General features: G+C 36.8%; 9 protein-coding genes. 2 read left to right on the top strand and 7 right to left on the bottom strand.

The genetic code is table 11. From position 1 onward, the window contains the following. Positions 1-135: 135 nt before the first annotated feature. Positions 136-3,714: a vitamin B12-dependent ribonucleotide reductase gene (locus tag ACUN8G_RS01370; protein WP_437347004.1), complete on the bottom strand. Its 3,579-nt coding sequence runs from the start codon at positions 3,712-3,714 to the stop codon at positions 136-138. A gap of 280 nt (positions 3,715-3,994) precedes the next feature. Between ACUN8G_RS01370 and ACUN8G_RS01365 the strand changes: the two genes are divergently transcribed. Beyond that, positions 3,995-4,429, top strand: a complete 435-nt coding sequence (locus tag ACUN8G_RS01365) for a tellurite resistance TerB family protein (protein WP_437347003.1) — start codon at positions 3,995-3,997, stop codon at positions 4,427-4,429. Positions 4,430-4,432: 3 nt separating this feature from the next. Here ACUN8G_RS01365 and ACUN8G_RS01360 read toward each other — a convergent pair whose 3' ends face one another. Then, positions 4,433-4,972 carry a glutathione peroxidase gene (locus ACUN8G_RS01360; protein WP_437347002.1) on the bottom strand — a complete coding sequence of 180 codons (540 nt, stop codon included), beginning with the start codon at positions 4,970-4,972 and terminating at the stop codon, positions 4,433-4,435. A gap of 115 nt (positions 4,973-5,087) precedes the next feature. On the opposite strand from ACUN8G_RS01360, the gene ACUN8G_RS01355 reads away from it, so the two are divergent. Further along, on the top strand, positions 5,088-8,420 hold the full coding sequence (locus ACUN8G_RS01355; RefSeq protein ID WP_445480890.1) for a sensor histidine kinase: 3,333 nt from the start codon (positions 5,088-5,090) through the stop codon (positions 8,418-8,420). A 1-nt stretch (position 8,421) separates the two neighbouring features. On the opposite strand, the gene ACUN8G_RS01350 is transcribed toward ACUN8G_RS01355, so the two are convergent. The 5 genes from ACUN8G_RS01350 to ACUN8G_RS01330 all read right to left on the bottom strand — a co-directional run bounded on the left by ACUN8G_RS01350 (position 8,422) and on the right by ACUN8G_RS01330 (position 14,299). Further along, complete coding sequence (locus ACUN8G_RS01350; protein ID WP_437347000.1) at positions 8,422-9,723, bottom strand: alpha-L-fucosidase; 1,302 nt, start codon at positions 9,721-9,723, stop codon at positions 8,422-8,424. Positions 9,724-10,098: 375 nt separating this feature from the next. After that, positions 10,099-11,118 (bottom strand): uroporphyrinogen decarboxylase family protein, encoded by a 1,020-nt coding sequence (locus tag ACUN8G_RS01345; protein WP_437346999.1) that lies wholly within the window; start codon positions 11,116-11,118, stop codon positions 10,099-10,101. Between the two features lie 26 nt (positions 11,119-11,144). Further along, positions 11,145-12,452: a polysaccharide deacetylase family protein gene (locus tag ACUN8G_RS01340; RefSeq protein WP_437346998.1), complete on the bottom strand. Its 1,308-nt coding sequence runs from the start codon at positions 12,450-12,452 to the stop codon at positions 11,145-11,147. 82 nt (positions 12,453-12,534) lie between these two features. Continuing rightward, positions 12,535-13,569: a uroporphyrinogen decarboxylase family protein gene (locus tag ACUN8G_RS01335; protein WP_437346997.1), complete on the bottom strand. Its 1,035-nt coding sequence runs from the start codon at positions 13,567-13,569 to the stop codon at positions 12,535-12,537. A 7-nt stretch (positions 13,570-13,576) separates the two neighbouring features. Next, complete coding sequence (locus tag ACUN8G_RS01330; RefSeq protein WP_445480889.1) at positions 13,577-14,299, bottom strand: vitamin B12 dependent-methionine synthase activation domain-containing protein; 723 nt, start codon at positions 14,297-14,299, stop codon at positions 13,577-13,579. Positions 14,300-14,304: the final 5 nt, after the last annotated feature.

Raw genomic sequence — 14,304 nt, 5'->3', positions numbered from 1 at the left:
TGAAAAACTATCCCTTTTAGGGTAAAAAGTCAATTAAAATGGACATAATCAAAATGAACTGGGTAAATATAAAAAATCTCGTAATCCTTTATAAAAATAAAAAAGGGGGCAATATGCCCCCCTTCGTAAAAAAAATCAACTGCAGCCGGTAGTAGCTCCGCAAGTAGTGCATTTCAAACAAGTTCCGTTACGTACCATCGTCATGCTCTGGCATTCGGGACAAATATCGCCGGTGTATCCTTGTTCGCGTGCTTTGGCTACAGGATCGTTACGCGAAATCATTTTAATTTTGTCTTCCACCTTAGGAGAGGAAGTCCATTTGCCATTGTCTTTTTCTGAATTTTTATCGAGTTCTACCATTCTTTCACTAACCACTTCCTCGTCGACATAGTCGGTTTCGACAATAGTACGGCAGGAAGCAGCGGCTTGTTTCCGATTACCCGCTACTTCTTCTTCGTCGACATGCGCCAGGTCGTTTCTACCGAGATAAGTGACAGCCAGTTCTCTGAAAATATAATCGATTACAGAAGTTGCCATTTTAATTCTGCGGTGACCAGTTACAATACCACTCGGTTCGAAACGAGTAAATACAAATGCGTCCACAAATTCTTCGAGAGGTACACCGTGCTGTAATCCGAGGGAAATTGAGATGGCAAAACAATTCAAAAGACTTCGGAATGCAGCTCCTTCTTTGTGCATATCAATAAAGATTTCGCCGAGCTGTCCATTTTCATATTCTCCCGTACGAAGATAAACCGATTGTCCGTTAATCTTCACTTTTTGGGTATAACCGGTTCTTCTGTCGGGCAGTCTTCTTCTTTTGGCAATATATCGGTGAATAATTTTTTCCGCAATCTTTACAATATCGTTTTCTTCTTTCTTTTCGAGAATTTCCTCAATTTCCTCTTCGGTCATAGTATTAAGAGGTTGTGAAAGCTTGGAACCATCGCGATAGAGTGCATTGGCTTTACATCCAAGTTTCCACGACAGCATATATGCATTTTTAATATCTTCGATTTCAGCTGAGTTCGGTAGATTTATGGTTTTGGAAATTGCACCGGAAATAAAAGGTTGAGCGGCCGCCATCATTCTTATATGAGCTTCTGGCTTTATAAAACGAGTTCCCCTTTTGCCGCACTTATTGGCACAGTCAAAAACGGGATAATGCTCGTATTTAAGAAAAGGGGCACCTTCAATTGTCATTGTACCACAAACGTAATCGTTGGCTGCCGAAATTTCTTCACGTGTAAAGCCGAGTTCAGTCAATAAATCGAATTCAATGTCATTAATTTGCTCTTCGGTAAAACCGAGCTGTTCTTTCAAGAACTTTTCACCTAAGGTATATTTATTGAATGCGAAGCTGATTTCGAATACAGTGGGAAGTATATTATCAATTTTGTTCAGTATTTCTTCAGTAAAACCTTTTGCTTTAAGGGATTCGTGATTGATATAAGGGCATCCTTCTAAGGTTCCTGACCCTTTGGCATATTTAACGATTTCTTTAATCTGATCTTCGTTGTAGCCAAGTTTTCTGAGCGCAGGAGGAATCGATTGATTAATAATTTTGAAATAACCTCCACCTGCGAGTTTTTTGAATTTAACGAGCGCATAATCGGGTTCAATTCCTGTGGTATCGCAGTCCATTACCAAACCGATTGTGCCTGTAGGAGCAATAACGGTAACCTGAGCGTTTCTGAAACCGTATTTTTCGCCCATTTCCAGAGCGAGGTCGGCATCCTGACGGGCTGCTTTCAATAGATCGGATGGGCAATATTCAGGGTCAATTCCCATCGGAATTATCGAAAGTCCTTCGTATTCTTTTGCAGGTACATTATAGGCAGCTCGGTGATGATTTCGAATTACCCTCAGCATATCCTCTTTGTTTTCAGAATAACGTTTGAATGTACCTAATTCTTTTGCCATTTCAGCCGATGTAGCGTAAGCATGCATATGCATAATTGCTGTCAATGCACCTGTAATTGCAGTGGCCTCTTTGCTGTCGTACGGTATTCCCTGGCGCATCAATAAGGAGCCGAGATTTGCATAACCCAGTCCAAGTGTTCTGAATTCATAACTGTTTATCGCCACCTCTTTGCTGGGATATTGAGCCATCAATACGCTTATTTCCAGTACAATCGTCCAGAGTCTTACGGCATGCCGATAAGCTTCGATATTAAATTTATGGTTATTTTCGTCATAGAAACGGACAAGATTTAAAGATGCCAGGTTACAAGCCGTATCATCGAGGAACATATATTCACTACATGGATTTGAAGCCCTAATCCTACCACTTTTTGGACAGGTGTGCCATTCATTAATTGTAGTGTCATATTGTAAGCCGGGGTCTGCACACGACCAGGCCGCGTATGCAATTTGATCCCACAAGTCTCTTGCTTTCAATGTCTTGCATGGAACTGGTTTTCTTCCTTCTTTGGCAGCTTTCTTTTTTTCGGTGCGCCAGTAAAGATTCCATTCTTCGTCGTTTAAAACAGCTTTCATAAAATCATTCGAAACGCGTACAGAGTTATTCGAATTCTGCCCCGAAACGGTTGCGTAGGCTTCTGAATTCCAGTCGGTGTCATAAATTGGAAATTCGATTGAACGGAATCCCATCTTGGCTAATTTGATTACGCGATCGATATAATTTTCGGGAACTTTTGCCTTGCGTGCTTCGATGACTGCTTTCCTCAGTTTTAAATTTGTTCTTTTGTTAAAACGGTCGTTTTCGGGATGTTCTTCGTAGCAGGCCTTCATTATATTATTTAAGTGAAAATTGCAAATTTTCGAACCTGCCACCAGCGCTGCAACTTTTTGTTCCTCAACAACTTTCCAGTTTATATATTCCTCAATATCGGGATGGTCGATATCGAGAGTTACCATTTTAGCAGCGCGACGTGTAGTGCCGCCGGACTTAATAGCTCCGGCCGACCTATCGCCGATTTTCAGGAAGGACATCAAACCGGACGATTTACCGCCACCGCTGAGAGGTTCATTTATTCCTCTGATATCAGAAAAGTTTGTGCCTGTGCCCGAGCCATATTTGAAGAGGCGTGCTTCGCGTACCCAGAGATCCATGATACCACCTTCGTTGACAAGGTCGTCTTTTATCGATTGAATAAAACATGCGTGTGGCTGTGGATGTGTATATGCATCTTCAGATTGCGTTAATTCGCCAGTTTGGAAATCGACATAATAATGGCCTTGAGCTGGTCCGTTGATGCCGTATGCCCAGTTTAACCCTGTATTGAACCATTGTGGCGAATTGGGAGCTGCATATTGTTTTGCCAGCATATAAACCAGTTCATCGTAAAATGCCCTTGCATCCCCTTCTGAATCGAAATATTTAGCTTTCCAGCCCCAGTAAGTCCATGTGCCGGCCAATCGATGAAATACCTGCCGTGCGTCGGTTTCGGATGTAAATCGGTCTTTTTCGGGCAATTCACTTAATTTTAGGTCAGGTACAGAGGGCTGCAACCACTTGGGCACCCCTTCTTCCTTTACCTTTTTAAGCAATTTAGGTATACCCGCTTTTCTGAAATACTTTTGCGCAATAATATCTGTTGCTACCTGCGACCATTCTTTAGGTACCGTAACTTCTTCCATTCGGAAGACTATTGAACCATCCGGATTTTTAATCTCAGATGTACGTTTTACAAACTCAATTGATTCAAAAGGGTCCTTCCCCTCGACTGTAAAGATACGATTAACCTTCATGTGTTCTCCAATCAATTGGTGAACGAAACTTGTTTATTACTTTAAGAGCTTCTGTCTCTCACGTGGGAATGGTAACTTAATTAAAAAATATTTTTTTAGCAATTGCCTAAAACAAAAAAAATAAAATTACTCAATTGATTTATTTATTCCCTTCGTTTTTGGGCCGTTTTCAAAATGTGAGGGAAAATTTTTTCTCTCTAGCTACAAATAATCAAAATTCTATCAATTATCTTTTTTATATTATCCGACGAAATTTCATACGAATATTGGAGTAAATTAAATGTCGAATCTCGATGCTATCTTAAAGAATCAAAAATCTAACAAAAAATTACAATTAGCAGCCGCTTCTATCTTTCTTGAAATTGCAAGAGCGGATAATCAATTTACAAACGACGAAAGACAAACCCTAATTAAATCGATAAAAAAATTATTCAAATTAAACGACGAAGAAGTCCATGAGCTTCTCGATATTGCCGAAGATGCAGTGTTACATAGCGTAAGTATTTATGAATTCACCAATGTTATTAATCAATATCTCAACGAAGACGAAAAATACACGCTGGTCAAACATATATGGCATTTGATATTTGCAGACAAAGACTTAAATCGTTACGAAGACCATCTAGTCAGATTAGTAACTAACAATCTGAAATTGAGTCACAGAGACATCATTGCAGCTAAACAGGAAGTTAAGCAGGAACTGGGACTTAATTGATTTTCAGTTAAGTAATTTTTCAATTTGTCCGATAACTTCCCTGCTGTCTGGTTTTACAGCGCTGCGAAATCGGGCGACAACTTTCCCGTTTCTATCAACAATAAATTTTTCGAAATTCCACTTTACGTCGCCGGTTTCAATCCCGTTGTAATTAATCAGGAATTCATAAAGTGGCGCTTTATTTTTTCCAAGTACGTGGATTTTATCGAACAAATTAAATGTAACATTATAATTTGTTGTACAAAATTCTTTAATTTCTTCATTTGTACCTGGCTCCTGGCCATTAAAGTCGTTGCACGGGAATGCAAGTATCTCAAACCCTCTCTCTTTATATTTTTCATATATTTTTTGAAGTCCTTCATACTGGGGCGTAAAGCCGCATTTACTGGCTACGTTAACAATTAACAAAACCTTTCCTCTGTACTTACTTAGTGACACGTCTTTCCCATCGATATCTTTAACGTTGAAATCATAAATATTGCTTTTGGTTTGTGGAAAAACCAGAGTGAATGATAAAAATAAAAAAACGACTTTCCTTAACATAATTCCTCCATTTATTGAGATTGTAACATTTATCCCAGTCATCCAGTTCATTAAAATAAATTGTAATTTTGCTCGATAATAAATAAAGATATAACTATTTTACAGCATGCACAATTTGATAGATTTCATAAAAGGGCAGTTGCCTGTTACTTATATATTATTTTTTTTAACACTCTATTTCAAATCTGGAATAACAACCGCTCAAGAATATCGTTTTGAACATCTAACCTCAGAGGATGGTCTTTCCCAGAATACAGTATTATGTATTTTTCAGGATTCTGAGGGATTTTTATGGTTCGGAACTTTTGACGGTCTCAATAGATACGACGGTTTTGGTTTTAAGGTCTACAAAACTGATCCAGATGATTCAACCAGCATTTTGGGCCAGGGGTTTTACTCGATTGTTGAGGACAAAAACAAAGACCTCTGGATAGCTTCATTAGGCGAAGGTTTGAATCGATATATTCGTTCTCAGGATAAATTTTCAAGATATCGAAGAGAAGATAGAAGTAATAATCCCTTGATATCTAATCGTGTTAGAGCACTATTATACGATTCAAAAGGAAGGCTATGGATTGGTACAGAAAAAGGCCTATGCAGATACGACTTTGAAACCGACCGTTTCATCGATTACACACAAATTATTCCTTTTCATAAATACGAACGTTCGGAATATATAACCTCGCTTGCAGAAGACAGTACGGGAATTATCTGGGTGGGTGCCTGGAATGGATTGATCAAGTTTAATCCCGAAAATAACAGTTCAGAATTTTATTTTAATATTCCTGGCAACGATAACAGTCTTCAATCTAATTTTGTAAATGCCCTCTTCGTAGATAAAAGAGGTCAACTCTGGCTTGGTACAAGTGAAGGACTCCATCGGTATTCTTCTAAAAATAATAACTTCATCCGTTATTATAATCCTTTCACAGCAAAAAGCCCTGATAAAACAATAAGATCGATCATTGAAGATGACGACGGTAATTTGTGGATTGCAACAAATATAAACGGATTGTTCAGATTCGACAAATCGAAAGAAAAATTCACTTCTTTTCATTATCAGCATAATAATCCCTACAGTCTTAATAGCAATAATGTATTCTCACTTTACAAGGATAATGGTGGAATAATCTGGATTGGAACAAACGGCGGAGGGGTGAATAAACTTGATTTTAAAAAATCTCGTTTTCGTTTCGTTAATTTGCCAGACAACGACTCATATGGTAATCCTGCAATGATCTATTCCATACTTGAAGACAAAAATGGATATTTATGGATTGGAACTTACGGTAACGGAGTTTACAGATTTAATCCATCGCGCAAAGGATTTGTTAAATTCACGAATAATGCAGACGACTCTCACTCGTTGATCGATAACAGAATAAGGACTATTTATCAGGATCGAGATGGAGAAATATGGATTTCAACAGATCAGGGAGTTTCGAGATACGATCCCTTAAGAAACAATTTCATCAATTACACCACTCCACAATTGAGCAGCTATCTTATGTTCTCTATTACTCAGATAAATACGGGCGAAATTCTTTTTGCTTCATACGGTGGCGGTTTGAATATTTATGATAAAAGGAGAAAATCATTCATATACTTAAAACACAATCCTCGCGATACTAATAGCATTGCAAGCGACAATTTGTGGGTCGCATTCCAGGATAGCAAAGGAAGAATATGGATTGGTACTGATGAAAGCGGACTCGACTTATTCGATTACAAGAATAAGACTTTCAAACATTTTAAACATATACCCAATAATTCCAATAGCATAAGCGACAATAAAGTATTGAGTTTATTTGAGGACAGTAGAGGCAACCTCTGGGTTGCAACTGTACAGGGTATAAACAGAGTTATTACAGATGAAAAAGGAAATATTTCGTTCAAGAGTTATACAAAGAAGGACGGTTTGCCTGACAATAATATTCAGAGCATTCTGGAAGATTTCGAAGGAAATTTGTGGATCGGTACAAATAAAGGAATTTCCAAATTCAATCCATCAAATAACTCATTTATCAATTTCGACAAAAGCAACGGACTGCCGAGCAATGAATACTACGTCCGTTCTGCCGTAAAACTTAAAACTACAGGCGAGTTTATTTTCGGAGGCAATAAAGGAATGGTTATGTTTAAACCTGACGAAATAATAATCGATACAATTCCTCCGAAAGTTGTATTGACCGATTTTGAATTGTTTAACTCACCTGTCAAGATTGGAGATGAAATAGACGGTAATGTTATTTTACCAAAACACATTTCATATCTTAATGAGATACATCTCACATACAAGCAAAATGTATTTACAATCAAATTTGCAGCTATGAATTTCTCGGCGCCCGATAAAAATTCTTATGCGTATAAAATGGAAGGTCTGGATAATAACTGGTATTATATCGGTAATCTGAACTATGCCGTTTTTTCAAGAATACCGCCGGGTAAATATACGCTCTATATCAAAGCTGCTAATTCCTTTGGATACTGGAACGAAAAGGGTGTTAAGATTAATATTATCATTCATCCACCATTTTATCAGACGTGGTGGTTCAGGTTACTTGCAGCGTCTGTTATTCTGCTTGCTATTTTTACGAGCTACAGACTTAAAATAAATTCCGTACGTAAAAGACAAAGCGAACTTGAATCTCTCATCAGAGAAAAAACTACATTGAATGAAAAATTAATCCGTGAAATTAACGAACGAAAAGAAATAGAACAAGAATTACTTAAAGCAAAAGAGAAAGCGGAAAGTTCAGAAAAGTTAAAAAGTGAATTTTTAGCTCAGATGTCGCATGAAATTCGCTCGCCCATAAATACAATTTTGAATTTTGTTGACTTAATCCGGGAATCAGTAGACTCAGAAAAAGACCAGTTGCTCAAAGAAAGTTTTGAATCAATCGATAAAGCCGGCGATAGAATAGTAAGAACAATCGACCTTATTCTTAATATGTCTGAGTTGCAAACTGGAAGTTACGAAACGCACTTTAAAGATATTAATCTTGGAAATCTACTCGATGAATTATTCCTTGAATTTGAACATAAAGCCAGAAAGAAAAACCTCGATTTAGTCTTGAATGTAAAAGACGTTAATTTGACCGTTTACGCGGATGAATATTCTTTAACGCAGATAATTATTAATTTAACAGACAATGCAATTAAATATACCTTCAAGGGTAAAATAGAAATTGCAGCCTACCGTGACGATAAAATGAACGTAACTATCAAAATCTCCGACACTGGAATTGGAATTTCAAAAGAATATTTGCCTTACCTTTTCTCTGCCTTTTCTCAGGAACAAAGGGGTTACACCAGACAATTCGAAGGCAATGGACTGGGTCTCGCTTTAGTTAAAAGATATTGTGAAATAAATAATGCCGATATATCTGTGGAAAGTGAGAAAGGAGTCGGCACAACGTTTACAATCATCTTTAAAAACAAGCACTAAGTCAATCGTTCGTTTCAATCACAAGGATTGTGTCGTAAGGCTGAAAATCATCTTTCGCAATTTTTATTAAAACTCCCAATTTATTTTGAATGTAATCGAGTGACCTGTTTGAATCAAACAACTTTATATGTTTTATATCCCTTCCGCTATATGGCAGAAAGATAACTTCGTCTTCTGGTGCGAGTAGATGAATAAAAATTCTGTTCCCTTTTTGAGTGCTGACTCCCCACGAGTGGGGTTCAATTGGGCCTTTTCTTGTGTCATAGATAGTTTCGCCATATTTCTGGAGCCACTTGCCTACACTGCGCAATGTATCGACAAATTCTTTTTGAATTCTACCATTCGGCATTGGACCGACATTCAATAACAAGTTAGCGTCGTTACCAGCAGCTTTGACAAGATAATCCACAATGGTTTTCACGGATTTATAATTTTTATCCCGCAAATTGAAACCCCAGGAATTATTAATTGTTTCGCATGTTTCGAGAGGAAGTTTGCTTATTTCTGTATCTTTACTGAAGCCCGATTTATTTTGTCCTGGCAAATCTTTTTCGAACATCTGGAAATCCTCTCCTTCATTTGGGGCATGATGATGATTGTTGCCAATCATGCACTGTGGTTGCAGTCTGTGAATCAATTCATAAATTTCGTCGATTTTCCAGTCAGCATCCTCTTTGTCCCATAATCCATCAAACCAGATACCTGCAATTTCACCATAGTTAGTCAGCAATTCGGTTAACTGTGCTTTCATGAATTCGATATACTTATTCCAGTCACCTTTATCGCCTCTGCCACTGTAATGTCCCGTTGCACCCCTCGGATAATAATCTTCATGATACCAGTCGACGAGGGAATAATAAAAGAATATTTTAATTCCTTCTTTATGGCATTCATCAGTAATCATTTTTATGATATCTTTTTTATATGGAGTTTTATCGATGATATTCCAATCGCTCTCTTTTGTATGGAACATCGAGAATCCGTCGTGATGGCGAGTTGTAATAGTGATGTATTTCATACCTGCATCTTTAATCATTTGTACCCATTCTTTCGGGTCGAATTCAACAGGATTGAAAAACGACGCAACTTTTTCGTACGTATGCTTATCAATTCTCTGTTGTTCCATAACCCATTCACCATCTCCGAGCACACTATAAATTCCCCAGTGCACAAACAGGCCAAACTTTGCATTTCTGAACCACTCGCGGTTTTCAAGATTTTCCTCCGTCGGCTTGTAACCTTTCTGCGCCATGACATTAATTGAAATTAATGCCAACAGAACAATTACTAAAATTCTTTTCATTTCTCCTCCACGATCTGAGTATATTTTAATTATTTGATGACAATTGACTATTAAACTTCTGTATAAAAAATTTCGCTCACTATTATACTTACTATATACAAAGCAAAAGATTATTAAATTTAACCAGATTGCCAAATCTACTTAAGAAATCTAAATGTAATGATCTACTTTTGCCATATAAAATAAATGGGAGCTTTTTATACAAATCCAGTCGAAGGTGAACTTGCATTGTTTAAGCTTATTAAGGAAGGATTCAATTTATTTTGCTTCAGCGGATAGAACTATTCAACTTGCGTTCATAAGGAGAAATTTGATTGATAATAATGAAAAAAGTTCTAAGGCTTTTTAATGAACGAGTATATAACTTTGCAACTTTCAAGGCAATTTATAATTTCTTCCTGCATCCATAAATGCCTTTATATTCTCGATAGGTACTGCCTGAGGCAAATCGCAGCCTGTACTCAATACAAAGTTTGGGAATTCTTCCGTTTCTTTTAAGAGCGTTTCTGTTTCTTTGTATACTTCTTCGTATGTTCCGTTTAATATTTTACCTGCAGGATTAATATTGCCAATTACGAGGATATTTTCTCCAGCCAATTTACACACTGTCTTAATGTTCATACCCGCTTCAGGCGAATCGATACTTAATCCATTTACTCCTGACTGACACATCGCTTCAATCAGATGCATTGAATTTCCACATATATGGTATATAATTGCGATGTCAGAATTATCATAAAACTCAGTTATCTTTTTAATATATGTGGCAGAGAATCGAATAAATTGTTCGGGTCCCAACATAACAGCGCTTGGCTCGAGAACACATACCACTTTTGCACCCGAATCAGTTAACATTCTGGAATAAACTTTAATTTTTTCGTAAGCTATCTGGCAAAGGTTATCTAACAGTTCAGGATTTGTTATTGTCATTTCGGCTGCTCTGCTCGCTCCCAATATTAAACCTGCTAAAGTATATGGACCCGTCACATAAGCACAGGTTATCGATTTTTCAAAGCTCTCCGACATTTTTTTTACCGTAGCACAATAACTCAAAACCCTTGAATCTCCTTGAATTTCAATTTTCTTCATAAATTCAAGAGTAGACTCATCAAAATCGGTATGTAAAACTGTTGCAGATTCGTACGGGGGAAAGTGAGTATAACAACCCAAAGCGTTTGCTTCAAGCGATAAATCCATTAACGGAAACATTCCATCAGGATGAAATTGATTGTATAGTGCATACAAAACTTTGAAATGCTCAATGTAATTTTGTTGAGCCACCTTAATTGTTGATTTAACTAAGTTAATTCCCGGAAAACCGAGCAACGGCATAACAAGCCGTCTTCGTTCCGAATTTGCTATCGATACAGCATTCAATAATAATTTACGAGACATGCCATCTCCGGATTAATTGGCAGTTACTATTTCAATAGCGACATTTTACGAACGCCAAGTCTGCCTCTGCTCGTATCCAGTGTGTAGAAGTAGATACCACCTGTTAATTTACTGGCATTATAAACTAAACGATGAAACCCTGAAGAATAATTTTTTGATACAGAATCTACCTGTCTTCCTAAAATATCATAAACTGTAAGTTTTACAATATCGGGTTCACTTAAAGAAAATGAAATGTTTGTTGTAAGATTAAATGGATTCGGATAGTTAGTATTCAACCTACCGGATTTAAATTTATCGTCAATAAGTTCGTCATTAATATTTGTGGTTTCATTTTTAATGAGTAATATTTCTAAACTATCCGGCACTGTATTAAAGACTATATAATTCTGTCCATTTTCATTAATTATTTTTGAAGCGAGTTCATTATTATTTTTCATCAGTGAATATGATTGCCATCCCGCTGGAATTTTACGGCGTATCGTCACCGGGAAATCGTAAATGCTATCGTTCAAAGTATCGGTTACGATAAAGCTAATCGTATCGTTATTATTGTAATTTTCTTTAATCGTAAGACAGTTCCTTTCTCTGATATATTTAACAACATTAATAAAGTTATCGACCCAGAATCTGTCATCATTATTTTTCAGATAATCGAGACTTTTTCTTAAAGTATCAGAGGGCAAAGGCGAATAACCGCCGTCGTTATCTATACCGTGCAAAAGGTAGACACACCATCCTTTCAGTCTTGCTGCTTCTTCAGCTCTGTCATTAAAATCCTTAACAGTTTTAACAGGCCCTTCTGAGCCACATATTATAGAACTTATATTATAGAAATCCAACGGCGTCTTATTTTCGATGTAACCCTGACATCCTCTTGCAGCTACATAATATTTTTTTACTACTGATAATTTGCCCTCGCGGCAATATGGATATGCAATTGTAAGAGGCTCTCCTTTTCTGATATTGGCACCTATTAACTCAGCGGAATTTTTCAATTCGCTTTCGAGTTCATTTTCTGGCATCTGATCGAGAAAAGGATGGCTTACGGTATGACTGGCAATCTCATGTCCATTTGCTGCGGCTTTTCTTAAACCTTCCCAGTCAGGATTCCAATTGGTAACAATAAAAAGAGTTAATTTGTAATTATACTGATCAAACATCGGGACAACTTCTTTAAGTTGATTAGCACAATTGTCGTCAAACGTATATGTTATTGCAGCATCTTTAAAATTGAACCAGTCAGCTACTTTATAATCATTTATTTCTGACTGAGGGAAAATTTTATACGATGATATAAAAATGGATAAGAACAAAATAAGATATTTTTTCATGGCAATAATTCCGTAACAATAATTTACAAAACTCGAGTTGTTGAAGTAATTTTAACGTAAGAGCTTTTTGATTCTTTGTTTGTCATATTTTATAGTTTTTAACGGTGTTGATGAACGCATTGATATTCTCTGTTTTTACACCAGGAGGCATCCCTCCGCCACATGATGCGAACAATCTTGATTTATCTTTCAAATCGTCGAGCATTTTTTTCGTAGCTGCTGCAACTTCTTCTGGAGTAGCGGCGGCAAGTACGTCGCGCGGCGGTAAATTGCCAACAAGTGTAACTTTATTTTGTGTTAATTCTTTCAATTCAGTAAGCGAAACATCAATTCCCATATTAAATAAATTAACTCCCATTTCATTCAAAAAAGGCGCAGAAACTTTACACGGTGCGTCATTATGCAGAAATTTTATCGACACATCCGTATTGAATAATTCTTTATAATATGGCAGAGCAAATTCTTTAAATTCAGGTTCGCCAATAAATCCTATAATATCATCCAGCAAAAATATTCCGTCGATAGATGGGAAAGTTTTTCTCTGTAAATCAAGCCAATCTTTAAGAAAGTCTGTAATTTTTCTCAATAAAACGTGTGCTTTACCTGGCATCATCATCATTGTGGTAAGAAATTCAGTAGTACCCATCAAGTAACTGGCAATATTCAAAGGACCTCGTGCTACAGCAAATCTAATTTTATGGCCATTTTCTTCAATCCTGCTTTGCAATAATTTGAGTCGATTTAACATCAACGGCAGGAGTCCATCTGTTACGGGATTTGGTTGATGCAAAGATTCGATTTCATCTGCTGAATTAATCAATTTATGAGCGTGCGGAAATTCATTTGGCGGAAAAGACGAACGAGCACCAAATGCCGATGGCTCTGTACACATTCCATACTCGGACCAAAAACCTGGCAAAAATATTACGTCAGGAAATTGATTGATTGCTTTTAAATTTGCCGCGAACCAGAGCTCTTCACTTGCAAAGTATTCTACTATCTTAATTCCATACCAATTAGGTAGCCAGGGACTGTCAATTATAAATCCAACTGGCAAGGGTTCTACTTTTTCACCTTTGATTACTTTTTTCAATATTTCCCATTGATTGTCTGTCATAACTTCCTCAACTATTACTTTTTTGTTTATTTTTAATTCTGTAAGTACAGTCTTTTACGTTACACGTATCACATAAATAATCCTTCCACTTGACCTTATTTCCCGCTGCTATAATTCCACTTATCGATTTAATGGGCACCATTAGAGCAGATTCTTTGAGTGTTACACCGCAAAAATTTTTCGGGAATAAAGAAAAAAGCTTATGCTGCTCGCTAACATGCCAAGTGCAATAACCGGGACTATATCTGTTGGAAACTCCCATATTATTTTTTTCCATTTCTCTTGTAATATAATCGTGAATGAAATCGGCAGTTTTTTCGGCAGCGGCAGAAGCAATTATATCGGCAATATAACTATAAGCCAGCTCCCCTTCTTTACGTAATTCTTCTATCCATTTTTCTATTTTATCGCCGATGGTAGCAAGAAAAACGAACATCAATTCGGCATTTTTCAATTGACTGGTAACAATTGGTCCTGTTTGAAAAATCGTATCGTTCAACTGGATACTTTTTTTATCGGGGAAATTAATATTATCAATAATTACATACCCTGCACGGGGATTAATTTTATCAGTTAACAATGAAAGAATTTCATTTACAATATTCGAAAAATGGTGTTCTGCATTTTTATATCCGATTACAGAATCGATTTCTTCTTTTTGAATTGTAATCTGCTGTGGCTCGAGGTCCAATATTATACTTTTGCTCACGTTGTTTTTAATCGTAAACATGCGTA

It is taken from the genome of Melioribacter sulfuriphilus, from assembly GCF_052656625.1.
Note: the sequence above shows the minus strand (reverse complement) of the source record. Positions and strands in the feature narration are given on the sequence as shown.